Origin of the sequence: Nocardia alba NBRC 108234 (assembly GCF_001612665.1) — a bacterium.
Classification (GTDB): domain Bacteria; phylum Actinomycetota; class Actinomycetes; order Mycobacteriales; family Mycobacteriaceae; genus Nocardia; species Nocardia alba.
Genome location: NZ_BDAX01000023.1, coordinates 15,620 through 39,098, shown reverse-complemented (window position 1 = coordinate 39,098; position 23,479 = coordinate 15,620). Strand labels below are relative to the sequence as shown.

23 protein-coding genes are annotated in these 23,479 nt (G+C 67.3%); 13 read left to right on the top strand and 10 right to left on the bottom strand.

The annotated features are described in order from the left end of the window. On the bottom strand, window positions 1–1,653 hold the full coding sequence (locus NA12_RS23900; protein ID WP_067455963.1) for a TM0106 family RecB-like putative nuclease: 1,653 nt from the start codon (window positions 1,651–1,653) through the stop codon (window positions 1–3). 170 nt (window positions 1,654–1,823) lie between these two features. Here NA12_RS23900 and NA12_RS23895 point away from each other — a divergent pair, with 170 nt between their 5' ends. The 7 genes from NA12_RS23895 (at window position 1,824) to rraA (ending at window position 6,289) form a co-directional block, all read left to right on the top strand. Further along, window positions 1,824–2,498 carry a DUF6474 family protein gene (locus tag NA12_RS23895; protein ID WP_067455558.1) on the top strand — a complete coding sequence of 225 codons (675 nt, stop codon included), beginning with the start codon at window positions 1,824–1,826 and terminating at the stop codon, window positions 2,496–2,498. A 7-nt stretch (window positions 2,499–2,505) separates the two neighbouring features. After that, entirely contained in the window at window positions 2,506–3,030 is a 525-nt protein-coding gene (locus tag NA12_RS23890; protein ID WP_067455555.1) for a hypothetical protein, read from the top strand. A 41-nt stretch (window positions 3,031–3,071) separates the two neighbouring features. Beyond that, a complete protein-coding gene (locus NA12_RS23885) occupies window positions 3,072–3,725 on the top strand; it encodes a YcnI family copper-binding membrane protein (RefSeq protein WP_067455553.1) in 654 nt (217 codons plus the stop codon). Window positions 3,726–3,733: 8 nt separating this feature from the next. Next, the gene (locus tag NA12_RS23880; RefSeq protein WP_067455957.1) at window positions 3,734–4,249 is read left to right on the top strand and encodes a copper resistance CopC family protein; all 516 of its coding nucleotides are present in this window, start codon (window positions 3,734–3,736) and stop codon (window positions 4,247–4,249) included. 6 nt (window positions 4,250–4,255) lie between these two features. Beyond that, on the top strand, window positions 4,256–5,200 hold the full coding sequence (locus NA12_RS23875; protein ID WP_067455550.1) for a CopD family protein: 945 nt from the start codon (window positions 4,256–4,258) through the stop codon (window positions 5,198–5,200). 41 nt (window positions 5,201–5,241) lie between these two features. After that, a complete protein-coding gene (locus tag NA12_RS23870; protein WP_067455547.1) occupies window positions 5,242–5,700 on the top strand; it encodes an SRPBCC family protein in 459 nt (152 codons plus the stop codon). 100 nt (window positions 5,701–5,800) lie between these two features. Further along, window positions 5,801–6,289 (top strand): ribonuclease E activity regulator RraA, encoded by a 489-nt coding sequence (rraA, locus tag NA12_RS23865; RefSeq protein ID WP_056822505.1) that lies wholly within the window; start codon window positions 5,801–5,803, stop codon window positions 6,287–6,289. A 322-nt stretch (window positions 6,290–6,611) separates the two neighbouring features. On the opposite strand, the gene NA12_RS23860 is transcribed toward rraA, so the two are convergent. Next, window positions 6,612–6,833 (bottom strand): RNA-binding S4 domain-containing protein, encoded by a 222-nt coding sequence (locus NA12_RS23860; RefSeq protein ID WP_067455545.1) that lies wholly within the window; start codon window positions 6,831–6,833, stop codon window positions 6,612–6,614. Window positions 6,834–6,984: 151 nt separating this feature from the next. Between NA12_RS23860 and lysX the strand changes: the two genes are divergently transcribed. The 5 genes from lysX to NA12_RS23835 all read left to right on the top strand — a co-directional run bounded on the left by lysX (window position 6,985) and on the right by NA12_RS23835 (window position 12,026). Then, a complete protein-coding gene (gene lysX, locus NA12_RS23855) occupies window positions 6,985–10,263 on the top strand; it encodes a bifunctional lysylphosphatidylglycerol synthetase/lysine--tRNA ligase LysX (RefSeq protein WP_067455954.1) in 3,279 nt (1,092 codons plus the stop codon). Between the two features lie 163 nt (window positions 10,264–10,426). Continuing rightward, window positions 10,427–10,663, top strand: coding sequence for a hypothetical protein (locus tag NA12_RS23850; RefSeq protein WP_067455542.1), 237 nt, complete (start codon window positions 10,427–10,429; stop codon window positions 10,661–10,663). A 113-nt stretch (window positions 10,664–10,776) separates the two neighbouring features. Next, window positions 10,777–11,010, top strand: a complete 234-nt coding sequence (locus NA12_RS23845) for a DUF433 domain-containing protein (RefSeq protein WP_084473051.1) — start codon at window positions 10,777–10,779, stop codon at window positions 11,008–11,010. Then, window positions 11,007–11,387, top strand: a complete 381-nt coding sequence (locus tag NA12_RS23840) for a DUF5615 family PIN-like protein (protein WP_067455538.1) — start codon at window positions 11,007–11,009, stop codon at window positions 11,385–11,387. The genes NA12_RS23845 and NA12_RS23840 overlap by 4 nt, the downstream gene beginning before the upstream one ends. A gap of 18 nt (window positions 11,388–11,405) precedes the next feature. Next, window positions 11,406–12,026 (top strand): histidine phosphatase family protein, encoded by a 621-nt coding sequence (locus NA12_RS23835; protein ID WP_067455537.1) that lies wholly within the window; start codon window positions 11,406–11,408, stop codon window positions 12,024–12,026. A 478-nt stretch (window positions 12,027–12,504) separates the two neighbouring features. Here NA12_RS23835 and NA12_RS23830 read toward each other — a convergent pair whose 3' ends face one another. Next, window positions 12,505–13,359 carry a cutinase family protein gene (locus NA12_RS23830; RefSeq protein ID WP_243654787.1) on the bottom strand — a complete coding sequence of 285 codons (855 nt, stop codon included), beginning with the start codon at window positions 13,357–13,359 and terminating at the stop codon, window positions 12,505–12,507. Here NA12_RS23830 and NA12_RS34720 point away from each other — a divergent pair. Next, window positions 13,283–13,456 (top strand): hypothetical protein, encoded by a 174-nt coding sequence (locus NA12_RS34720; RefSeq protein ID WP_243654847.1) that lies wholly within the window; start codon window positions 13,283–13,285, stop codon window positions 13,454–13,456. The two genes, NA12_RS23830 and NA12_RS34720, sit on opposite strands and share 77 nt — an antisense overlap. A gap of 171 nt (window positions 13,457–13,627) precedes the next feature. On the opposite strand, the gene NA12_RS23825 is transcribed toward NA12_RS34720, so the two are convergent. From NA12_RS23825 to gltB, 7 genes are all read right to left on the bottom strand, one after another. After that, a complete protein-coding gene (locus NA12_RS23825) occupies window positions 13,628–13,999 on the bottom strand; it encodes a hypothetical protein (RefSeq protein ID WP_067455531.1) in 372 nt (123 codons plus the stop codon). 10 nt (window positions 14,000–14,009) lie between these two features. After that, on the bottom strand, window positions 14,010–14,486 hold the full coding sequence (locus tag NA12_RS23820) for a roadblock/LC7 domain-containing protein (RefSeq protein WP_243654786.1): 477 nt from the start codon (window positions 14,484–14,486) through the stop codon (window positions 14,010–14,012). Continuing rightward, window positions 14,483–15,415: a MarR family transcriptional regulator gene (locus NA12_RS23815; RefSeq protein WP_067455529.1), complete on the bottom strand. Its 933-nt coding sequence runs from the start codon at window positions 15,413–15,415 to the stop codon at window positions 14,483–14,485. Before NA12_RS23815 ends, NA12_RS23820 begins: the two co-directional genes overlap by 4 nt. Continuing rightward, the gene (locus tag NA12_RS23810) at window positions 15,412–15,759 is read right to left on the bottom strand and encodes a hypothetical protein (RefSeq protein WP_067455527.1); all 348 of its coding nucleotides are present in this window, start codon (window positions 15,757–15,759) and stop codon (window positions 15,412–15,414) included. Before NA12_RS23810 ends, NA12_RS23815 begins: the two co-directional genes overlap by 4 nt. Before the next feature lie 340 nt (window positions 15,760–16,099). Further along, a complete protein-coding gene (locus NA12_RS23805; RefSeq protein ID WP_067455526.1) occupies window positions 16,100–16,726 on the bottom strand; it encodes a tetratricopeptide repeat protein in 627 nt (208 codons plus the stop codon). A 257-nt stretch (window positions 16,727–16,983) separates the two neighbouring features. Then, the gene (locus NA12_RS23800) at window positions 16,984–18,456 is read right to left on the bottom strand and encodes a glutamate synthase subunit beta (RefSeq protein ID WP_067455521.1); all 1,473 of its coding nucleotides are present in this window, start codon (window positions 18,454–18,456) and stop codon (window positions 16,984–16,986) included. Continuing rightward, entirely contained in the window at window positions 18,449–23,116 is a 4,668-nt protein-coding gene (gene gltB, locus NA12_RS23795; RefSeq protein WP_067455519.1) for a glutamate synthase large subunit, read from the bottom strand. The genes NA12_RS23800 and gltB overlap by 8 nt, the downstream gene beginning before the upstream one ends. Window positions 23,117–23,479 lie beyond the last annotated feature (363 nt).

The window sequence follows — 23,479 nt, the reverse complement described above, 5'->3', positions numbered from 1 at the left end:
TTACCGTCCGAAATCGGCCAGTGAGGGAACCTCGGCAACCGCGCGCGTGGACATCCAGTCGCGCAGCACCTGGGTGGCGCGGACGTCGTCTTCGTTGTAGACGAACAGCCGGGTGCGCTGGGACATATCGATAACGTCGTCGTATCCGACGGCGCGGCGGTACCAGCCCATCGAGGCCTCCCCGCCCGCTTCCGGATCACGCCAGCCGAATCCGGCGACGGGGGCGATCTTCTTGAGGCCCTTGCCGTTCGGGCAGATGAACTGCTCGGTGACGGCCTGGAACATGTCGACCCATTCCTTGGAGTCGACGAACGCGCGCACTTGCTCGTGCGTCGGAACACCGGGGCGGCCGGCGAATCGGCGGGCCGATTCGTAGAGCCACTTGTCCTCGGCGGTTCGCGAATAGCAATAGGCCGCAAAGGTTTTGCCTCGGGCGTGGGCGTCGGCGCGCCGTTCCATCAGCCAGGTCCAGAACTCGGCGAACGAGCGACCCTCGTCCTCGGTGGGCAGCGGATCCCAGGTGACGAACGGGCGGTAGACGTCGTCGAGCAGGGTGCCCCACAGGTAGGCGCCGTCCTCCTGGTAACTCTCCAGGTCGACGTCGATCTCCACATCGGCGCGACGCACGCTGACCCGCTCGAACCGGCGCACCAGCGGGGCGCCGTCGATCCAAGCGCGAGCGGTGACGACGGTTTCGGCGAACGGACCGTGCTGCCAGTCGTCGGGGTCCTCGCCCTCCCACGCGGCGAGTTCGTCGACCGTTTCGATCCCGTGCAGACGCAACACATCGGCGCGCGAACCCGGCGCGACCAGGCTCACGTCGCGCATCTGCGCGAGCGTCGCCTCGCAACTGGGCTCGGCGGTCTCGGATTGCCGCCCGGCGGGACCACGCACCCACCACGGGCACTGCCTGCACTCGGGCACCTTCGACGGCTGGGTCGGCAGTTCCCCGCGCACCACCGCGATGCGGTCGGCGTAGCGCAGGTCGTAGTCGGCCAGCACGTTCGTCAGGTCGTGCACCAGGATGCGGTCGCTGACCAGGCCGATCGCGCCGCCGATCAGGGCGGGGCTGGCCATTCCGTAGCGCTGCAACATGCGGTACAGGTGGGCGAGGCGCTGCTGGTCGCGCGGCTGCGGGCGCAGTTTCACGTGTTTGTCGCGGCGGGGCTGCCAGCGGAACAGATCCGAGGTCAGTGGGTGGAAATCGGCCGGGTCGGGTCTGCGCGGGTCGGTGACCTTGTGGTTGACCACGATGATCGGGATATAGCCGCCGCGATCGTCGTCGCGCAGCAGGATCTCGACCCCGCCGCGCCGACCGGTGTCGGCTTCGGCGGGCAGCAGACCGCCCCAGATGCGCGGGGCGCCCGCCTCGATGGCGGCCATCGTCGCCGCGGCCCTGGCCGCGCCACGCGACTGCGGGTCGATCACCACCCAGTCGGCGGGGGCGGCCGCGACCAGTTCGTCGCGGATTCTGATGCGGTGGGCGGTGGCGGCCTCACGCCGCTGCTGCACGCCTGGATCCTCACGGACCTCGGCGAGCACGCCGGGATTCTCGGCATCGAGGCGAAGGCGGTGCCTGCATCCGATCAGCGAGCGCGCGTCCAGAAAGGCGGTGCGGAAATCCGCAGCGGAAGCGGGGACCGGGCTACGCACCGGCCCGCCGTCGAAGTCGTCCTCGGCTGCACGCACGCAAGCAGTATGGGCCTTACCCCCGACACAATGCCCAATCGCTACCCTGATCCCACTACGCTACGAAGAACGGCAGGCCGCCTGGAGGCGGTGCTGCCTCATGACTTGGCGAGCATGACGGAGGGCCTGATTCCATGGGGTTGTTCAGCAAGCGGAAGCGGCGGCCCAGCCGACGCGCCGAGGCGAAAGCACTCAAGCACAAAGCCGCGGTGGAGGCGAAGCTGGGCGCCAAGAACGAGCGCAAGGCGGCCAAGGCGGGCGAGCGCGTGAACCGGCGCGCGGCCAAGGCACAGGCACGCACGGCCGAGAAAGTGGCCAAGGCTCAGATCGCGACCCTGCATGCCGAGGAGAAGGCCGCGCAGAAGGTCGCCGCGAAGGCCGATCGTGAACTGTTCAGCGCGAGCCAGGTCCGCAAATACATCGGTGTGGCCCGGGTACTGATCCCCGTGCTCGCCCCGCTGGCCTATCGCGGCGCGACGATGGTGCGCGGGCAGCTCGACGCGCGCAAGGCCCAGCAGCTCGGTATCGGCATGGACCAGCTGAGCGAGTTCAGTGGCCACGGTGCGCGCCTACAGGCCCGCATCACCAACACCGAGGAAGCCCTCGACAAGATCGCCGCCGACAAGGCGGGCGATGTCGACACCGCGAAGTTCATCGACGCGGCCCGCGCGCGCCTGGCCGACCTGACCGTGGCCGTGCGCACGTCCGAGCAGATGCCCGCGACGCGTCGCAAGGCCGTACACGCGTCGATCTCGGCCGAGTTGACCGTGCTCGAGACCGACGTGCTCGCCCGTCTCGGCGTTCGCTGATCCTGTCGTGACCACGCCGCAGCTCACCGCCCGCCTACGCGGTGGTGGCTGCGGCGTACTCGTGGGCGGGCTGGCGGTCGCCGCGCACGGGATCGGTGGCGGCCCGGTGCCGCGATCGGCGGAAATCGCGCTGCTGCTGATGGTTTCGCTGGCCGCCGGGATGTTCGCCCATGGCGCCGGGCCACGCGCGACCCCGCGTCGACCCCAGACACTGCGCACGGCCCTCGCGTTGATCGGTGGTCAGTGGGCCGGGCACTTTGCGCTGTCGGCGACACTGGACCATCACGGACTGCTGCATCTACCCGGTCCGGCGATGATCGCCGCGCACCTGGTTGCGGCATGCGCTTGCGCCGCACTGATTCTCGTCGCCGAGCGGCTGTATCTCGTTGCGTCGAGAGTGGTTCGGGCCGTGCTCGGCAAGCCCCGCGCTGTCGTTCACCGCGCCGCGCGGTGGTTCGTCACCGTCGCTGTCGTACGCGGCGCTCGTCCGAGGGGTGCGCGATGTCCGCGCGCGCCGCCGGTGTTCGCCTGATTCGCGACCACCTCAGATCTCTTCGGACGACAAGGCATTCCATGCACAACTTCATCACCCGTAGCACCGGCACCGCCGCCCTCACGGCAGGTCTGGTGCTCGCCGCCTGCGGTTCGGCCGCCGCGCACGTCACCGTCGACGCTCCGGGCGCCGCCCAGGGCAAGTACACCGTCGCCACCTTCAAGGTGCCGACCGAATCCGACACCGCGTCCACCACCGCGCTGCGCGTCACCGTGCCGAACCTGAAAAGTGTTCGGACCGAACCGATGCCGGGCTGGACATCGAAGGTCGAGCGCAACGACAAGGGCGAAACGGTCGCCGTGGCGTGGTCGGCCGATCCGGGTAACCCCGGCGTCGGTCCCGGCCAGTTCCAGCGCTTCGTGCTCTCACTCGGCCCGCTGCCGACGCAGGACACCGTGAACTTCCCGACCCAGCAGACCTACAGCGACGGCAAGGTCGTGGCCTGGGACCAGCCGAGCACCGGCGGCGCCGAACCCGAACATCCCGCGCCGACGATCACGCTGACCGCCAAGGGCGGCGCCGATGGCGGCGATCACCAGGTCGCCGCCGGTGCGTCGACCGAGTCGGAAACCGACGATGTCGCCCGCTGGATGGGTGGCATCGGCCTGGCGCTCGGCCTGTTCGCCGCCGCGCTCGGCCTCGGTCTCGTCTTCCGCTCGCGGCGGTCGTCGTGACGCGCAAGATGCTCGTCGGCCTGCTCGCCGCGCTGTTCGCGTGCGCTTTCGCGGCGGCGGGTACGGCAGCCGCGCATTCCGGCGCGGTGAGCAGCGTGCCAGAGAACGGTTCGACCGTCGAGGTCGGACCGGCGCGGGCCAGCGTCACGTTCAACGAGGAACTGCAGCAGAGCTTTCCGTCGCTGACGGTGGTCGGGCCGGACGGCAGGCTGTGGTCGAAGGGCAAGGCGCTGGTCGAAGGGCGCAGTGTCAGTGTGGAACTGGGCGAGCTGGGCCCGGTCGGCGAGTACACCATCGCGTTCCGGGTCACCTCGGCCGATGGTCACCCCGTGAGCGGAACCAGGACTTTCACGCTCAGCAAGGCGGGCACCGGCACGCCGGGCGCGCGTCCGGGTGACGACACGGCCGACGGCGACAGCGACGGCGGTGTGCCCGTGTGGGTGTTCATCGTGGGTGGCGTGGTGCTGTTCGGCGCCGGCCTCGCGGTGGCGTTGCTCGGTGGCCGGTCCGGCCGCAAGAAGTAGTCGACGATGACGACCGGTCGCCGGGGGTCCGCCGCCGCGCTGCGGCAGTGGCGTGTCCTGGCGCCGGTCGTTCTCGCCGCGCTGCTCGGAGTGGTGCTGGCCTGGATATTGCGCGGCTCCGGCGGGTTGGCCTTGGTGGCGATCGCGCGCGTGCTCGCCGATGGTGTCGGCGCGGTCGTGATCGGCCTCGCCGCGCTGCCCCGGCTCAACGACCGGCTCGCGGTCGGCTGGCGGCCGCTGACCGTGCTGGCCGGTCTCTGGTTCGCCGCCGAGTTCACCGTGCTGGTGTGCGAGGCAGCCGAGGTCGTCGGTGTCCCGGTGACCCGGCTCGGCGTGCACGATTTCATCACCTTCCTCGGCAGGCTCAGCGGCGGCCAGATCGGGATCGCGATCCTGTTCTGCACCGGCGCGATCGCCTGCTATTCGGCGCTGGCCTTCCGCGGACCCGACACCGCGTCGGCGGATCTGGTGCTCGTGTTCGCGGCGGTAGCGCTGTCGCTGCGCCCGATCACCGGGCACATGTCACAGCAGATGTTCGGTTCGGTGCTCGCCGCGGTCCACGCGCTGGCCGCCGCCCTGTGGCTCGGCCTGCTGCTCGCGATGGTCCTAGTCCTGCGCACCCGAGGCGAATGGGCCGCGACCCTGCCCCACTATTCGAAGCTCGCCGCGCCGCTGGTGTCGGTCGTCGCGCTCACCGGCCTGATCAACGGCCTGGTCCGCCTCGACGCCATCACCTCGCTGGTGACCAGCGGCTACGGACGAATCCTGCTCGCGAAGCTGGCGATTCTGTGCGTGCTCGTCGCGCTGGGCTGGTGGTGGCGTCGATCCTGGGTCCGCCAGGCCGCCGACCACCGCGTCACCGCCGAGGTCTCCCTGCGCAACGCGGCAACCGAGGTGCTGGTGATGGCAGTGGCGTTCGGTCTGGCAGCGACACTGGCAGTCACCGCGTAGTCGCCACGGCCCCAACCGAATAGCCCCCTAAACTCACCCCCATGACCGAAGTGAAGATTGTTGAAGACGGCGCGGCGCCCGCCGAGGCAGCGTTCGCGTTCATGAACGACTATCGCAATCTGCCGAAGTTCTGGTACGGCATCGAATCCTTCACTCCAGTCACCGCGCAGACCGACGGTGTCGGCGCGAAGTTCGACGGGAAGATGAAACTGGGCCCCGCCTCACTCACCTCCCGCATCGAGGTGGTTCGCTGGGAAGAGGGCCGGTTGATCGCCACCAGGTCGATCAAGGGCATCGAGATCGTCGCGACCTTCAATTTCATCCCGCGTACCGAGACCACCTGCACCGTCGACGCGGTGATCGACTTCAACGTGGGCGGTGGCATCGCGGGCAAGATGCTCGGCAAGACGATCGAACCGTTCGTGAAGATCGCGGTCAAGCACACCACCGACGCTCTCATCCACGAGATCGAGAAAACCTACCGCGAACAGCAAGGGTGAGCGTTCGACGACCGACGCGAGCGCTCGGCCCGACCCCCTGACCAGGGTCGACCGGACCTAGCGATCGCGAAACCGCGGGAACCTGACACAATCTCCAGCTATGACCGAATCAGCGAATGTTGTGGCCACCGCCGATCTGGCCGACGAGATCGGACCCGAGATCCGTAGCTGCGATACGCAGTTCATCCAGTTCGGCGGCCGCGCCGAATTCGCGGGCCGCATCACCACGATCCGCTGCTTCCAGGACAACCTGCTGGTCAAGCAGACGCTGAGCGAGCCGGGCGAGGGCAAGGTGCTGGTCGTCGACGGCGGCGCGAGCGTGCACACCGCGCTGGTGGGCGACATCATCGCCGGCCGCGGCGTGGACAACGGCTGGGCAGGCGTGATCGTCAACGGCGCCGTGCGCGACTCCGCCATCCTGCGCACCCTCGACATCGGAGTGAAGGCGCTGGGCACCAACCCCCGCAAGAGCACCCAGACCGGCAGCGGCGAGCAGGACGTGCCCGTAGAGTTCGGCGGCATCACCTTCGTCCCCGGCGAGATGCTCTACAGCGACTCCGACGGAGTAGTAGTCCGCGCGGAAGACTGACCCAAGGTTCACCACCACCCGGGCCGGGTAGGCCCTGGTAAGTCCCCTCGCCCAAGGCTCACAGCTGGGCCGGGTATGCCTGGTAAGTCCTTGCCCAAGGTTCACAGCCTAGGCCAGGTAACGCCCGTATGTCTCTACCCAAAGGGGCCCGCCCCGATCTGGACTGACCGAAGGGTGCGACGAAGGAGTACCCGTAGGGAGGGAAGATCGGGGCCCAAAGGGCCCCGCTCGAGCGCCAGCGCTCCAAAAAACACAGCAAGGTTCACCCCCCGGGCCCGGTAACCCCAGTAGGTCTCCTCAACCCACCCCCCGACACACCGAACTACCCCTCGGACACCCGCACCTTGTTACCAGCCAGCACAACAACATCCCCCACCTGCAATTGCCTCCCCCGACGTAACTCCACCTCATCGTTGACACGCACCAACCCCTGCGCGATCACCGTCTTGGCCTCGGAACCCGAATCGATCAGGTTCGCCAGTTTCAGGAATTGCCCGAGCCGGATGACAACGTCATCAATCGGCACATCAACTGGTTCCGACATGCGCTAATACTTACCCCGTCGCCCGAAACCGACCGCCACCGGCCCCGTCGTCGAGGGTCTCGACGAACACGCCGCGCCCTCCGCCACCCGGTTCGGGTGCGTTTGGACGCACACTGGATCGGTGACTTCCACGCAGGCCGAGCACCAACCCATCGTCGAGGACCGCACGCCGGTCCCCCACCGCGCGCACGGCAGGTTGTCCGAGGTGCCGCATATCGCCGGATTGATCCTCGGCGGGTTCGCGGTGCTGCTGTTCCTGTGGAGTCTGTCGCCCAGCCTGCGAATCCTCACGCAGGTGCCGCGGCACTACATCGACGCCTACTATTTCGACGCCCCCGACACCAGCCTCGTGTGGGCGTTGATCGTCGGTTTGCTCGCCGGGGCGACCGCCGCCCGCAAGCGGATCGCCTGGTGGCTGTTGGTGGTGTACCTGCTGCTGTACGCGGTGGCGAACATCCTGGACTTCTTCGTCGACGACGATGTGGACGCGCTGGTCGCCTTCATCGTGCACGCGGTGGTCATCGCGATCCTGGTGGCCGCGCGCAAGGAGTTCTACACCCGGGTCAGGCCCGGCGCGCTGTGGAAGGCGCTCGGCGTGCTGGTATCCGGGCTCGCGCTCGGCTGCCTGCTCGGCTGGGGCTTGGTGGAACTGTTCCCGGGTTCGCTGCCCGCGGGTGTGCAGCGTCCGCTGTGGGCGGTGTATCGGGTCACCGCAGCCGTGCTGGTGAACAACGAACATTTCGACGGGCATCCGCGAGCCTGGGTGAACTTCCTGCTCGGTCTGTTCGGCGCGATCGCACTGCTGGCCGCGGTGGTCGTGCTGCTGCGCTCGCAGCGCGCCGACAACGCGATGACCGCGCTGGACGAGTCGGCGATCCGGGGGTTGCTCGCGAGCAGTGATGTCGAGGACTCGCTCGGCTACTTCGCGACGCGGCGCGACAAGGCGGCGGTGTTCGCGCCGAACGGCAAGGCGGCGATCACCTATCGCGTCGAGTTGGGTGTGTGCCTGGCCAGTGGCGATCCCATCGGGCCGAAACAGGCATGGCCGCAGGCGATTCAGGCCTGGCTGGAGCAGGCCGACAGGTTCGGCTGGCAACCCGCGGTGATGGGCGCGAGCGAACTCGGCGCCACCGCGTACCGCAAGGCGGGCCTGTCGGCGCTGCGGCTGGGCGACGAGGCGATCCTCGACACCCGCACGTTCTCACTGGCGGGCCCGGAGATGAAGCAGGTGCGTCAGGCCGCGAACCGGTTGCGCAAGAACGGCCTGGAGGTGCGGGTGCGCAGGCATCGCGACATCCCCGCCGCCGAGTTCGCCGAGGTCGTCGCCAGGGCGGACGCGTGGCGCGATACCGAGACCGAGCGCGGCTTCTCGATGGCGCTCGGCCGCCTCGGTGACCCCCTCGACGGTGACTGCCTGCTGGTCGAGGCCGTCGATCACGACAACCGGGTGCACGGCATGCTCTCGCTCGTCCCGTGGGGGCGCACCGGCGTCTCACTGGAACTGATGCGCCGCGACCCGCGCAGCCCCAACGGCGTGATGGAGCTGATGATCTCGCAGCTCGCCCTGAACTCCGATCAGTACGGCATCACCAAGGTGTCGCTGAACTTCGCGGTGTTCCGTTCGGTCTTCGAGGAGGGCGGCCGGATCGGCGCCGGTCCGATCCTGCGGGCCTGGCGCGGAGTGCTGTTGTTCTTCTCGCGCTGGTGGCAGCTGGAGGCGCTGTACCGGTCGAATGTGAAATACCACCCGCGCTGGGTGCCCCGGTTCTTCCTGTTCGAGGAACGCAGACAGCTGCCACGGGTGGCCACGGCGAGCGGGCTGGCCGAAGGGTTCCTGCCGCGCCTTGGCAAGGCGCCCGACGCGGGCGTGCACACCGGTACGAAGGCGGCGGTCCCCGCGACGGTCACCGGCCTGCACGCCGACGGCAGCGCGCCGGACGCGCCGGCGGGCGCCGACACCGAACAGGGTCCACGCAGGCCCGAGCAGGTGCGGGTGCGCCTGGACAAACTCGACCGGCTCACCGCGTCCGGCATCGACGCCTATCCGGTGTCCTACCCGCCGACCCACGACATCGCCCAGGCCAGACGCTGCCCCAAGGGCACCACCGTGCGGATCGCGGGCAGGCTGCTGCGGATTCGCGACTACGGCGGCGTGATCTTCGCGCTGGTCCGCGATTGGACCGGCGAGATCCAGCTGGTGATCGATCGCGACCGGGTCGGCGCCGATCGCAGCAACGCGTTCACCGAGTTCTTCGACCTCGGCGATCTCATCGAGGTGAGCGGGCAGATCGGCACCAGCCGCAACGGCGAGCTGTCGCTGCTCGCGCAGGACTGGCGGATGAACGGCAAATGCCTGCATCCACTGCCCGACAAGTGGCGTGGGCTGGCCGATCAGGAGGCCAAGGTCCGGCAGCGCTATGTGGACATGGCGATCAACCCCGAGACCCGCGAGGTGATGGCCAAGCGCAGCGCGGTACTGCATTCGCTACGCGATTCCCTGCACGTCTGGGGCTTCCTCGAGGTGGAGACGCCGATCCTGCAACAGGTGCACGGCGGCGCCAACGCCACCCCGTTCCGCACCCACATCAACGCCTACGATCTCGACCTGTACCTGCGTATCGCCCCCGAGCTCTATCTCAAGCGACTGTGCGTCGGCGGCATGGAGAAGGTGTTCGAGATCGGCCGGACCTTCCGTAACGAAGGCGTGGACTTCAGCCACAATCCCGAGTTCACGATCCTGGAAGCCTATGAGGCGCACAGCGATTACGAGCAGATGATGCACCTGTGCCGTCGGCTGATCCAGCACGCGGCGATGGCCGCCAACGGTGCCGAGGTGGCGCTGCGGCCCAACGACGACGGCGGCTTCGACACCGTCGACATCTCCGGCGAGTGGCGGGTGAAGACCGTGCACGGCGCGGTCTCCGAGGCGATCGGCGCCGAGGTGACCGCGCGGACCGAACTGGACCGGTTGCGCGAACTGTGTGACGACGCGGGTGTGGCCTACCAACACGGTTGGGACGCGGGGCAGGTGGTGCTGGAGATGTACGAGCACCTCGTGGAGTCGCAGACCACCTACCCCACCTTCTATCTGGACTTCCCCACTTCGGTCTCCCCGCTCACCCGCTCGCACCGCAGCATCGAAGGGGTGACCGAGCGCTGGGACCTGGTGGCCTGGGGCGTCGAATTGGGCACGGCCTACAGCGAACTCACCGACCCGGTGGAACAGCGGCGCAGGCTCACCGAGCAGTCGATGCTGGCCGCGGGCGGCGATCCGGAGGCGATGGAACTCGACGAGGATTTCCTGACCGCGCTCGAACACGCGATGCCACCCACCGGCGGGCTCGGCATGGGCGTCGACCGGGTGGTCATGTTGATCACCGGGCGTAGCATCCGGGAGACACTGCCGTTCCCGCTCGTGAAACCACGGTGAGATCGGGTGCGGGTGTAAACGGATCGCGACACGTTCGCGATCAACAATGGCTCGGGGTGACGCTTGCGAGGCTTTCGGACCGAAAGCCACAGTGAGACCGTTACTCTCGAAGTTCCGGCATCGGGAGGATGTCCGGTCACCAACACATCGGGATGGGATTTTCATGTATCTGGACTTGCTGACCACAGCCGCGCTCGTCGATCCGCACGTGCTCACCAGCAGCTTCGACACCCTGGCGAGTTCGGATGCTGTCAACACCGCGCTGGAGCTCGCGGCGAAGAAGAAAAAGAAGAACAGCTCCGCCCTGATCATCGGCGGCATCTGCTGCCTGATCATCGTGGTACTCATCGTCGGCGGCATCTTCCTGCTGAAGAACAAGAAGAAGAACGACCAGCCCTGACCTGACGCAGGACTCGCGGCGCCACCCTCGGTCGTCCCCGAGACGTCCCGCGAGTCCGCGAAAGAGCGATCATTACCGGCAGTGGTCTCAGCACCACGGCTACGATGGTTCCTATGTCCCGCCTCGGTCGCATCACCTCCGATCCACAGATCTGCCATGGTCAGCCGGTCGTGCGGGGACTACGGATGCCTGTGCAGAACATTCTCGAGATGATGGCTTCGGGCATGAGCTCCGAGGAAATTCTCGACGACTACCCGGACCTGGAATCCGACGATCTGCTCGCCGCGCTGGAGTTCGGCGCCCTTGCGGCAGGCGGACACACCGTCGTCGCCGTCAGCGCAGCGTGAATTTCCTCGTCGACGCGCAACTGCCGACAAGGCTAGCGCGATTCCTGCACAGCGCTGGGCACGATGCGCGGCACACCACACAGTTGCCCGAAGGAAATCGCACCACCGACGACCATGTGGCAAAGGTGGCCGACGACGAGGACCGAATAGTGGTGTCCAAGGACGCCGACTTCCGGATCTCACACCAGTTACATGGTCGGCCACGCCGTCTCCTGGTCGTCGCGATGGGAAACATCAGCAATAACGATCTCTTGACCGTGTTCGAAACACACTTGGACGCCATCGTTACGGCGTTCGGCTCAGCCGACCGAGTCGAGGTCCGGCCGACTCAGATTGTGGCCTGGGCGAGAAGGACACCTGACCAAGCCCAGACCTAGTAGGGCAGAGTGTTGAGCGTGCAGCTGATATTCGTGCGTCATGCCCAGCCCGAACGTGTGGTCGGCGACACCGCCGCCGCCGACCCCGGTCTCACCGACATCGGCAAGCTCCAAGCCGACCGCGTCCCCGCCGTGCTCGCGCCCCACGACATCGCTCGCATCGTCAGCAGCCCCCAGCGCCGCGCCCGCGACACCGCGCTCCCCACCGCGACCGCACGCGACCTGCCGGTCGACGTCATCGACGACCTCGCCGAGTACGACCGCGACCTGCCCGCCTACATTCCGATCGAAGACGCGAAAACCGAATTCGCCGACGCCTACGCCCGCATCAAAGCCGGCCACCTCCCCGACCAGATCGACGGCCCCGCCTTCACCGCCAGGGTCCTGACCGCCGTCGAAAACCTGGTCGCCACGACCGCGCCCGGCGACACCGTCGTAGCGTTCGCCCACGGCGGCGTCATCAACGTCCTACTGGCCGACATCCTCGCCCTCTCCCGCCCCCTCACCTTCCCGATCGACTACTGCTCGATCACCCGAATCCTCTACTCCCGCACCGGCACCCGCACCGCGGCCACCATCAACGAAAACGCCCACGTCTGGAACCTGCTCCCCCGAGCCCTATCCCGAACCACCCCCTGACCACAAACCCAGCTACACCCCACCACCCCAGACCCACCACAACCGCACTCCCCACCACACCCCCACCAACTCCACCCCCGCCACAACCTCACTCCCCACAACCGCACTCCCAACCACCACACCAACCCCAGATCCGCCACAACCGCACCCCCCACCACCACACCAACCCCAGGTCCGCCATGACCGCACTCCCCACCACCGCACTCCCGACCCTTAGGGAGGGACGGCCACGAAGTGGCCGGTCCGCGGCCGGCCCGCCGGTTAGCCGCCGGGGCGCACGCGACGAAGGAGCAAGCCCCGGCGGCTAACCGGCGGGCCATTCAGGGCCGCGGACACGCGCGCGCCAGCGCGCCAATAAACACAGCCCCAAACCTCCTGGGACTACTCAAACCCCGAAGCTCTGCCAACCCCCAAACCTGACCCCACAATACGAAAAAGCCCGGCACCACCGAAGCGATACCGGGCTCAGCCGAACAAATCAGGACGCCTGAGCAATCCAGTTGTGCATCCAACTGATGGCAGTCTGCCCGCCACCCACCGAGTAACTGCCGTACAACGTATGCGCCTGCGAACGGTAGAACTGTTCCAGATCCTTGGCCCGCTTCTGGTTGGCGGCGTCGGTCAGCTGCGCCCCCAGAGTCGGGAACCCACCGGACGACATCAGATCGGTCATGATCGCCCCCGCCTCCAACTGGTAGCGCCACAGGTTCGCCGGGTTCGCGTCGGAGCTCTGCGCGAGGAATCCCGCGAACCGCGTCACGAAGTCATCGTTGGCAGTAGCGCAGTACAGATCGTCGACCGCGCAGATCGTGCGCGTGCGGTCACTCAGCCAACCGAACCCACCCGGCCGAGCGCCACCCGCACCCGCGCCGGGGGCGTGCGGGCCGACCTGGATATCGGTCGGCGAACGACGCGGATCGGAGATGAGGCCGACAGCGGCGACCCGGTCCTGTGGGATCGGGCTGATGCCGGTGCCGATCTCTGCGGCCAGATCGCCCGCGGCGTCGGCGCCTTGGCTGTATCCGACGATCGCGGCCTTGGTGTTGCCGCAGGCGGCCAGCTTCTCGCTGATCAGCCCGCGGGCGGCGTCGACCGCCTGCTTCTTGGAGTTGCCGTAGACGTCGCCTTCCCAGGGGAACGCGGTCGCGGCGTAGGTGACGTAGTCGACGTCGGTGTTTCTCGGCAGGCCGTTCGTGACGCCGGCGAGCATGCCGGGGCCGGGGGCCTTCTCGTGGCCGGTTTCCCAGGTGCCGGGAATGGCGACCACATACAGACTCGGGCAGGCGGGCGCCGCGCTCGCGCTCGTGCTGCAGACAACAATTCCGGACATCATCGCGGCAGACGCTCCCAGAGCCGCCATAACCTTCTTCAACCGCATTCCGCTCCAGTTCACCCTTGCTCGTGGATGTGCGAGCAACCCCGACTACTGACGTTGTGGCCCCAGACCTCGCCGCGCATCACAATAGGCGTACGAGCCATCCCATGCCACTGGACCTCTCGATCTCGCGGCGGGTCGCACCGTCGAATCACGAAAGATTCACACCCGCGGTGTCGGGAGGTCGGCGGCACGTCACCGCCGACACACCCCCCGTTGGAGAAACTCACACCTCCAGGTCTTCTTCGATGCCCTTGAGCTTGTGCCGCGCCAACGCCAGGTTGGCCCTGGCGCGATCGACCGCGAGGTAGAGGAACAGCCCCTTGGACTTGCGACCGGTCATCGGGCGGATGAGGTGGTACTGCGTGCCCAGGGTGATGAGGATGTCCTCGATCTGCTCGTTGAGGCCGAGCTGCTCGATGGTGCGCATCTTCGCCCGCACCACCTCGGTGTTGCCCGCCGCGGCGACCTGGAGGTCGAGCGCCTTGGTGCTGCTGAGCATTCCGAGGGCCATGCCACTGCTGTAGTCGACGATCGCGGCGCCGATCGCGCCGTCGATCACCATCATGTCCTTCAGAGCCAGATCCATGTTCGACATGTTGTGCCTTTCAATCGTTGTGCGCCGCGGCCAGATGACCGGCGATCGCGCGAGCTACCGGTCGCGACTCCAGATGGAGCCGACCGACATTCACTTCGGGTCCGGCGAGCACGGTCAGCGAGGTTCGACCGGCGGCGTAGATCACCACCTGCCCCTCGGTGCCGTGCACGACGACCTCGCTGAACCCACCGCCGTGCGCGGTGTTCGCCAATCGATACGACAGCGACAACTGCGCGGCCGACAGCGCGGCCATGCCCGCGGGTTCGAGATGGTCGGGGAGGTCGTGTTCGATGAGCAGTCCGTCACTGGATGCCACCAGCGACCCGGTGAGCTGCGGTAGCCGCTCGCGCAACGACTGCAGTTCGGCCTGGACGGCCGGATAGTGCTCGGGCGCTGCGTATTCGGGCGCCCTGGGTTCGGGAGTGGTCATCGCCACCTTGGTCAACCTTCCCCTCCATTCACCGAGCAGTTTCTTCCGCGCGGTCACGCAAGCTCCTCCAACGCCGCCCTGAGCCGGATGAGTATTTCGCGGTCGACCTGTTGCCAGCGTTCGGGTTCCGCCGCACAGGAGGGCTTTCCGCGGTGTCGGGCGGTCGCGGTCGCTTCCTCGTCGACCGCGTGCCTGCCTCGTCGTACACCCGTCTCCTGCTGGTGGCGGGTCGGTCCCGCGCTGCCGGGTACGCGTCGGGGCAGCGCGGGCACGGATGGTGTCGACCGAATCGAGGGCCGGTGGTCGGCCGGGTCCGGCGCGAGGGCCAGGTGGCGCCCGCGCGGTGGTTGTTCGGGCGAAAGGGTTTGCGGCTCCTCGATCAGGCCCGCCGTGGTGAGGTCACGGACTGCGACGAGGCAGCCATAGGTGGTGCGGCCGAGGGCGCGGGCGATGTCGGCGACGCTGCGGCGGGTGTCCGCGGCGGCGAGTACTTCGGCCTGGCTTCCGGTGAGTACCAACTGGTTTCGATCGACCCGGGGCACGGGAACCACCGGGACCGCCGTGACGAGGTCGGCGGTCCACGGACCGTTCTCGTTGTCGGTGCGGCGTTCGCATTCGTGAACAAGCGCGCGAGGCTCGATCTGGCAGACCGGGGCGAGCCAATGTTCGGGTGTCGGAAGGAATTCCGGCTCGCATGCCGAGGCCAGCAAAAAGTAGGCGGCGTCGAAGACCGACAGCAGCGCGAGGGTTTCCAGTCGCGGCTGATCCAGCAGCGGACCCGGGTCGCCCGCACCGGCGCGCAGCCAATCCTCCGCGGTTGCTACACCCGCTTCGACCACCAATCGGTCGAGTCCGATAGTGCGCCCGCAACCGACCGAGGCGATAGTCCCACGGACCAGGTGGAATTCACCGTCACCTGCGCGTAATACGCCGGTCGAGCCCTCCTCACCGAGCCGATGCAATTCATCGGCGAGCGCGACGCTCATCGTTTTCCGCCTGCCAGGTCCGCCAGTGCCGACCGGAGCTGGAACCGGGCCATCCCGAGATTGCCGATGTCGCCGTCGAAGGCGACATGCATGAACAACCTGCCGTCGAAGTCACCGTCGATCAGGTGCAGAAGGTGAAAACCCCTGGTACGGCACACCACGATCTCGGTGAGGGCGTCGTCGGCACTGGCGAGAGCGCGGCATCCGAGCGCTACCCGCACCACGTCGGTGGTCCCCGCCGCGTCCTCGTGCTCGTCGAGGTTCTGCCGGTTTCCGGCGCCCGCGACAGCCAACCCGCTGGCCCCGTCCACCAGCGTCGCGCTCCGCGCTCCGGGAATATCCATGATGCGTTTCAGACACCCATCAAGCGAATTCACCGAGCCCCCGAATCGTCATCGAATGTTGATCGAGACGAGACGTTATACCGCTCCGCTATTCCTCGCATCTCGAACGCCGGAAAATTGCTGCCGCACCATATGTTTGCTGATGGTTGCTGGAAAACCGGTCGGTATCAATACTTTTGAGTAACTTCGATGCTCATTCGCTGCCGACCGGCATAGCCGGTGATCACTCCCCTATTCGACCAGTCAGCGATCATCGCGTAAACATCGAAAAACATGCCTTCGCAGACCTCGCCGACCTCGGCGCACAGCGGTCCCCCACCGATGTGCTCGGAGTGTGCGGTCAGCCGGCGGCGCGGCGGTACCAGGCCTCCGCTTCGCGGTGGGCGCCTTGGGATTCCAGCAGAGCGGCGAGATTGGACATGGCTCTCGGATGACCCAGATCGGCCGCGCGACGGAAGCACCGGCGAGCCTCGGTGGTGGCGCCGCGACGGCGCAGCAGGATGCCGAGGTTGTTCACGGCGTCGATGTCGCCGTGGTCGGCGGCTTCGCCGAACCAGGCTTCGGCGGCGTCGAGACGACCCTGATCCTCGAAGAGTCGGGCGAGGTTGTACATCGCGTCGACATGGCCGGCCATCGCGGCGTGGTGGTACCAGTTCTCGGCATCCCGGCGGTCACCGCATTGGTAGAGCATGGTGGCCAGATTGAACATGGCGTTGGCGTTGCCCGCGACAGCCGCACGGCGGTACCAGGATTCGGCCTCGTCGAGTTCGCCGAACTGGTCGAGCAACACGGCGAGGTTGTTCATCGAGCGCGTATGACCCGCGGCCGCGGCGCGCCGGAACCAGTGCTCGGCTGCTTCGAAATCGCTGTGGTTGTGGTAGAAGTGGGCGAGATTGTGCATGGCGGTACCGTCACCACGCTCCGCGGCGCGACGAAGGTTCGCCAACGCTTCCGGCGGCAACGGCACAGCTCCCCCTCGGATCTCCCGTACACCTCGACATGGAAAGTCTATGTGCTGCAGGGAAGATCAGCCACGTCGTTTGCCGACGTAAGCGAACCCCGTGCACCCCTTTTCCGTTCATCCCCCGCGCACATTTCCCGCAAACCCGCAGGTATCGGCCCAACGCGTCCGCAACAGCCGGGGCACCCGCCGCGTGTGGGGGGAATGACAAAAAAAGACGCCCGCGGGCTCGGAAGCCTGCGGGCGTCTTGTATGTTTAGCGGTTACCGCTGGGCGACAGCCGTCGGCGGGATCGGCGCGGGCAGCGCGGTCTCGCCCTCGAGGAACTTGTCCACCGCCGACGCGGCGGCGCGGCCCTCGGCGATGGCCCAGACGATCAGCGACTGGCCACGGCCCATGTCACCGGCCACGAAGACGCCGGGGATGTTGGTGGCCCAGCTCTTGTCACGCTGGACGTTTCCGCGACCGTCGTAGCCGACGCCGAGATCGGTGAGCAGGCCCGGCTTCTGCGGACCGACGAAGCCCATGGCCAGCAGCACCAGGTCGGCTTCGAGGGTGAAGTCGGTACCCTCGACCTTCTCGAAACGGCCGTTGACCATCTTGACCTCGTGCGCCTCGAGGCCGGTGACCTTGCCGTCGGCGCCGACGAAACGCTCGGTGTTCACCGAGAACAGCCGTTCGCCGCCCTCTTCGTGCGCCGAGGCGACCCGGTACATGAGGGGGTAGGTCGGCCACGGGGTCGAGCCCGCGCGCTCCTCGGGGGGACGCGGCATGATCTCGAACTGGTGCACCGACTCGGCACCGTGGCGGTGCGAGGTGCCGAGGCAGTCGGCGCCGGTGTCGCCACCGCCGATGATGATGACCTTCTTGCCCTTGGCGTGGATGGGCGGCAGGCCATCGGCGTCGGCGATGTCGTCACCGAGCTGCACCCGGTTGGACAGCGGCAGGAACTCCATCGCCTGGTGGATGCCGTCGAGCTCGCGGCCCGGGATCGGCAGGTCGCGGGCGATGGTGGCGCCACCGGCCAGCACGATCGCGTCGAAACGCTCACGCAGCTGCTCGGCGGTGATGTCGACACCCACGTTGACGCCGGCCTTGAAGATGGTGCCTTCGGCTTCCATCTGCGCCAGACGACGGTCGATGACCGACTTCTCCATCTTGAATTCCGGGATGCCGTAGCGCATCAGGCCGCCGATGCGGTCGTCACGCTCGAACACGGTCACGGTGTGACCGGCGCGAGTGAGCTGCTGGGCGGCGGCCAGACCGGCCGGGCCCGAGCCGACGACGGCGATCTTCTTGCCGGTGAGGCGGGTCGGGTACACCGGGGTGACCCAGCCCTCGTCGAAGGCGTTCTCGATGAGCTCGACCTCGACCTGCTTGATCGTGACCGGCTGCTGGTTGATGCCGAGCACGCAGGACGCCTCACACGGAGCCGGGCACAGGCGGCCGGTGAACTCCGGGAAGTTGTTGGTGGCGTGCAGGCGGTCGATGCCCTCGCGCCACGCGCCCTTGTAGACCAGGTCGTTCCATTCGGGAATCAGGTTCCCGAGCGGACAACCGTTGTGACAGAAGGGAATACCGCAGTCCATACAGCGGCTGGCCTGGGTCTTCAAGGTGTCCTGGGAGAACTTCTTCTCCTCGTAGACCTCTTTCCAGTCGAGCAGACGCAGCTCGACCGGACGACGGGCCGGGGTTTCCCGCGAGGTGTGCTTCAAAAATCCCTGTGGGTCAGCCACGAGCCGCCTCCATGATCGCGGTGTCGACATCCTTGCCGGCCTTTTCGGCCTCGGAGATGGCGAGTAGAACCTTCTTGTATTCGCGGGGCATGACCTTCACGAAGTGGTTCACCTGCTGGGACCAGTCGCTCAGGATGCGTTCGGCCACAGCCGAACCCGATTCGTCACGGTGGGTCGTGATGATGTCGCGCAGCCAGGTGAAGTCGTCACCGGAGAGCTGCTCGATCGCGTCGACCTGATCCGGGTTGACCCGGCCGGGCAGTTTGCCCTCGGGGTCGTAGATGTAGGCCACACCGCCGGACATGCCCGCGCCGAGGTTGCGGCCGGTGTCGCCGAGGATGACCACGCGACCACCGGTCATGTACTCGAGCGCGTGGTCGCCCACACCCTCGACGACCGCGGTGGCGCCGGAGTTGCGCACGCCGAAGCGCTCGCCCGCGACACCGTTGATCAGGATGCGACCGCTGGTGGCGCCGAACATGATCACGTTGCCCGCGATGATGTTGTTCTCGGCGACGAAGGCTTCCGGTGCGGAAGCCGACGGACGGACCACGATGTGGCCACCCGACAGACCCTTGCCGACGTAGTCGTTGGCGTCGCCGAAGACCCGCAGCGTGATGCCGGCCGGGACGAACGCGCCGAAGCTGTTGCCCGCCGAACCGGTGAAGGTGATGTCGATGGTGTCGTCGGGCAGGCCCGCGCCACCGTAGAGCTTGGTCACCTCGTGGCCGAGCATGGTGCCGACCGTACGGTTCACGTTGGTGATCTTGGTTTCGATCTTGACCGCTTTGCCACGCTCGAGCGCGGGGGCGCTCTGCGCGATCAGCTCGTTGTCGAGAGCCTTGTCCAGACCGTGGTCCTGGGAACCGGTGCACCGGGTGTTCTGGTTCATGAACGCCGTTTCCGGCATGTCCAGGATCGGCGACAGGTCCAACTTGGCGGCCTTGTAGTGCTGCTTGGCCTTGGCGGTGTCGAGCAGGTCGACCCGGCCGACGGCCTCGTCGAGGGTGCGGAAGCCCAGCTCGGCGAGCAGCTCACGCACCTCCTCGGCGATGAACATCATGAAGTTCTCGACGAATTCCGGCTTGCCGGTGAAGCGCTCGCGCAGCACCGGGTTCTGGGTGGCGATGCCGACCGGACAGGTGTCGAGGTGACACACGCGCATCATGATGCAACCCGAGACCACCAGCGGCGCGGTCGCGAAACCGAACTCCTCGGCGCCGAGCAGGGCGGCGATCATCACGTCGCGGCCGGTCTTCATCTGACCGTCGACCTGCACGACGATGCGGTCACGCAGGCCGTTGAGCAGCAGGGTCTGCTGGGTCTCGGCCAGGCCGAGCTCCCACGGCCCACCCGCGTGCTTGAGCGAGGTCAGCGGCGATGCGCCGGTGCCGCCGTCGTGGCCCGAGATGAGCACCACGTCGGCGTGTGCCTTGGAGACACCCGTGGCGACGGTGCCGACGCCCGGTTCCGCGACAAGTTTCACGTGAATCCGAGCCTGCGGGTTCGCGTTCTTCAGATCGTGGATCAGCTGAGCGAGATCCTCGATCGAGTAGATGTCGTGGTGCGGCGGCGGCGAGATCAGGCCGACGCCCGGCGTGGAGTGACGCACCTCGGCGACCCACGGGTACACCTTGTGCGCGGGCAGCTGGCCGCCCTCGCCCGGCTTGGCGCCCTGGGCCATCTTGATCTGGATGTCGGTGGCGTTGGTCAGGTAGTGCGCGGTGACGCCGAAGCGACCCGACGCGACCTGCTTGATCGCCGAACGACGCCAGTCGCCGTTCTCCTCGACCTCGAAGCGAGCGGGGCTCTCGCCGCCCTCACCGGAGTTCGAGCGGGCGCCGATGCGGTTCATCGCGATGGCGAGGGTCTCGTGCGCCTCGGCGGAGATGGAGCCGTAGCTCATCGCGCCGGTCGAGAAACGCTTCACGATCTCGCTCGCGGGCTCGACCTCGTCGATGGAGATCGACGCGCGCTGGTTCGACTTGAACTTGAACAGGCCACGCAGCGCGGCGAGGCGCTCGGACTGATCGTCGACCAGCTTGGTGTACTCCTTGAAGATCGAGTACTGACCGCTGCGGGTCGCGTGCTGGAGCTTGAACACCGTGTCCGGGTTGAACAGGTGGTACTCGCCCTCACGACGCCACTGGTATTCGCCGCCGACCTCGAGCTCGCGGTGCGCGCGCTCGTTGCGGTTCTCCAGGAACGCGACGCGGTGGCGTACGGCCACCTCCTCGGCGATCTCGTCGAGGCCGATGCCGCTCAGCGGGGAGCGCAGGCCGGTGAAGTACTCGTCGACCAGGTCCTGGGCCAGGCCGATGACCTGGTACAGCTGGGCGCCGTTGTAGGAGGCGAGGGTGGAGATGCCCATCTTCGACATCACCTTGAGCACGCCGTTGCTGGCCGCGGTGCAGTAGTTCGCGACCGCCTTGCGGAAGTCGGCGCCCAGATCGCCGGTGCTGCCCGGAATCTGCAGGGAGCCGCGCTCGAGCATGTCCTCGATGGTCTCGAAGGCCATGTACGGGTTGATCGCGGCGGCGCCGAAACCGATCAGCAGGGCCATGTGGTGCACCTCGCGGGCGTCACCGGCCTCCACGACCAGGCCGACCATGGTGCGGGTCCGCTCGCGGACCAGGTGGTGGTGCACCGACGAGGTGAGCAGCAGCGACGGGATCGGCGCCAGCTTCTCGTTGGACTCGCGGTCGGACAGCACGATGATGCGCGCGCCGCCGTCGATGGCGGCCGAGACCTGGGTGTTGATGGCCTCGAGTGCCCTGCGCAGGCCCGCACCGCCCTCGGCGACCGGGTACAGACCGCGCACGACCACCGAGCGCAGGCCCGGCTGGCTGCCGTCGTCGTTGATGTGAACGAGCTTGGCCAGCTCGTCGTTGTCCAGAATGGGCTGTTCGAGCGCGATCATGCGACAGGAGTCGGGGCCCGGGTGCAGCAGGTCGGCCTCGGGGCCGAGGTTGCGCTTGAGGCTGGTGACGACCTTCTCGCGGATGGCGTCGAGCGGCGGGTTGGTGACCTGCGCGAACAGCTGCGAGAAGTAGTCGAACAGCAGCCGCGACCGGTTCGACAGCACCGCGATCGGCGTATCGGTACCCATCGAGCCCAGCGCCTCGCCACCGGTCTTGGCCATCGGCGTGATCAGCAGGTTCAGGTCCTCGGTGGTGTAGCCGAAGATCTGCTGCCGGATCAGCACCCGGTCGTGCGACATGTGCACGTGCGGGCGGTCGGGCAGATCGGCCAGGCGGCTGACGCCCTCGTCGAGCCACTGCTGGTACGGCTGCGCCGCGGCCAGCTCCGACTTGACCTCCTCGTCGGTGACGATACGGCCCTGCTCGGTGTCGACCAGGAACATCTTGCCCGGCTGCAGGCGGATCTTCTTGACCACGGTGGCGGGGTCGATGTCGAGCACGCCGACCTCGGACGCGAGCACGACCAGGCCGTCCTCGGTGACCCAGATGCGGCCGGGGCGCAGACCGTTGCGGTCGAGCACGGCGCCGATCTTGGTGCCGTCGGAGAAGCACACCGCCGCCGGGCCGTCCCACGGCTCCATCAGCATCGAGTGGTACTCGTAGAACGCGCGCCGGGCGGGGTCGAGGTTCTCGTTACGCTCCCACGCCTCGGGAATCATCATCATGATGGCGTGGTGCAGTTCGCGACCGCCCAGGTGCAGCAGTTCGAGCACCTCGTCGAAACGCGCGGTGTCGGAGGCGCCGGGGGTGCAGACGGGGAAGATCTTCTGCAGACGGTTCTTGCCCGCTTCGTCCTTGCCGAACACGTCGCTGCGCAGCAGCGCCTCACGGGCGCGCATCCAGTTCTCGTTACCGGTGACCGTGTTGATCTCACCGTTGTGGGCGACCCGGCGGAACGGGTGCGCCAGCGGCCACGAGGGGAAGGTGTTGGTGGAGAAGCGCGAGTGCACGATGCCGATGGCCGACTCGACGCGCTCGTCCTGCAGGTCCAGGTAGAACGCACGCAGCTGGGGCGTGGTGAACATGCCCTTGTAGATGAAGGTCTGGCCGGACAGGCTCGGGAAGTACACCGATTCCTTGCCGACGGTGCCCTCGCCGGGGCCTGCCTTACCGAGCTCGTGCTCGATCCGCTTGCGGATCACATAGGCGCGACGCTCCAGGTCCATGCCGGAGAGCTGCTCAGCGGAGTTCTTCGGCGAGCCGATGAAGATCTGCCGGAAGGTCGGCATGGCATCACGGGCCAGCGCGCCGAGCGAGGACTCGTCGATCGGCACCTCGCGCCAGCCGAGCACGGCCAGGCCCTCTTCGGTGACGATCTTCTCGACGCCGTAGGCGGCCCGCGCGGCTTCGCGGCGGGCCTGCGGCAGGAACGCGATACCGGAGGCGTAGGAGCCCTCGGGCGGCAACTCGAAGGGAGCGGCACTCTCGGCGATGATCGCGCGGAAGAACTTGTCCGGGAGCTGGATCAGGACGCCCGCGCCGTCGCCGGAGTTCGGCTCGGCACCCGCAGCACCGCGGTGCTCCAGGTTCAGCAGGGCCGTGATGGCCTTGTCGACGATGTCTCGACTGCGTCGTCCATGCATGTCGGCGACGAACGCGACGCCGCAGGCGTCGTGCTCGAATGCCGGATCGTAGAGCCCGGTGACTCCGGGTGACCTGTGGCCAGGAAGTTGCGTCATGCCTCTGCCTTCAAGAAAGTCGGCTGTCGATGTCGGCCACCCAGCAAGCTGAGCGTGGGCCCTTCGTCGTTTCGCCTCCGTCAAGACTGCGTCCGTACGACCCGAAACCAGCGACAGTGGTGGTTTGCGGCGTTGACGTAGTTGGGGTGCTCAGAGGTAACGGGATGCTTACTTCTCCCTTACCTCTGCGCGGGGTTTCACCCGCTACTCTTGGCCCGGTTTCACCGGGCCTCGAACAGGTGGTTGGCCGAACATGGGTGTGTTCGGCGTAAGAGCAAACGATAAGTCAGACCGCAGACCCAACCAACTAAGGTTGTGCTAAGTAACCCGTCTAGCTGGGGTTTGTAACGACTGCTTGCTTCG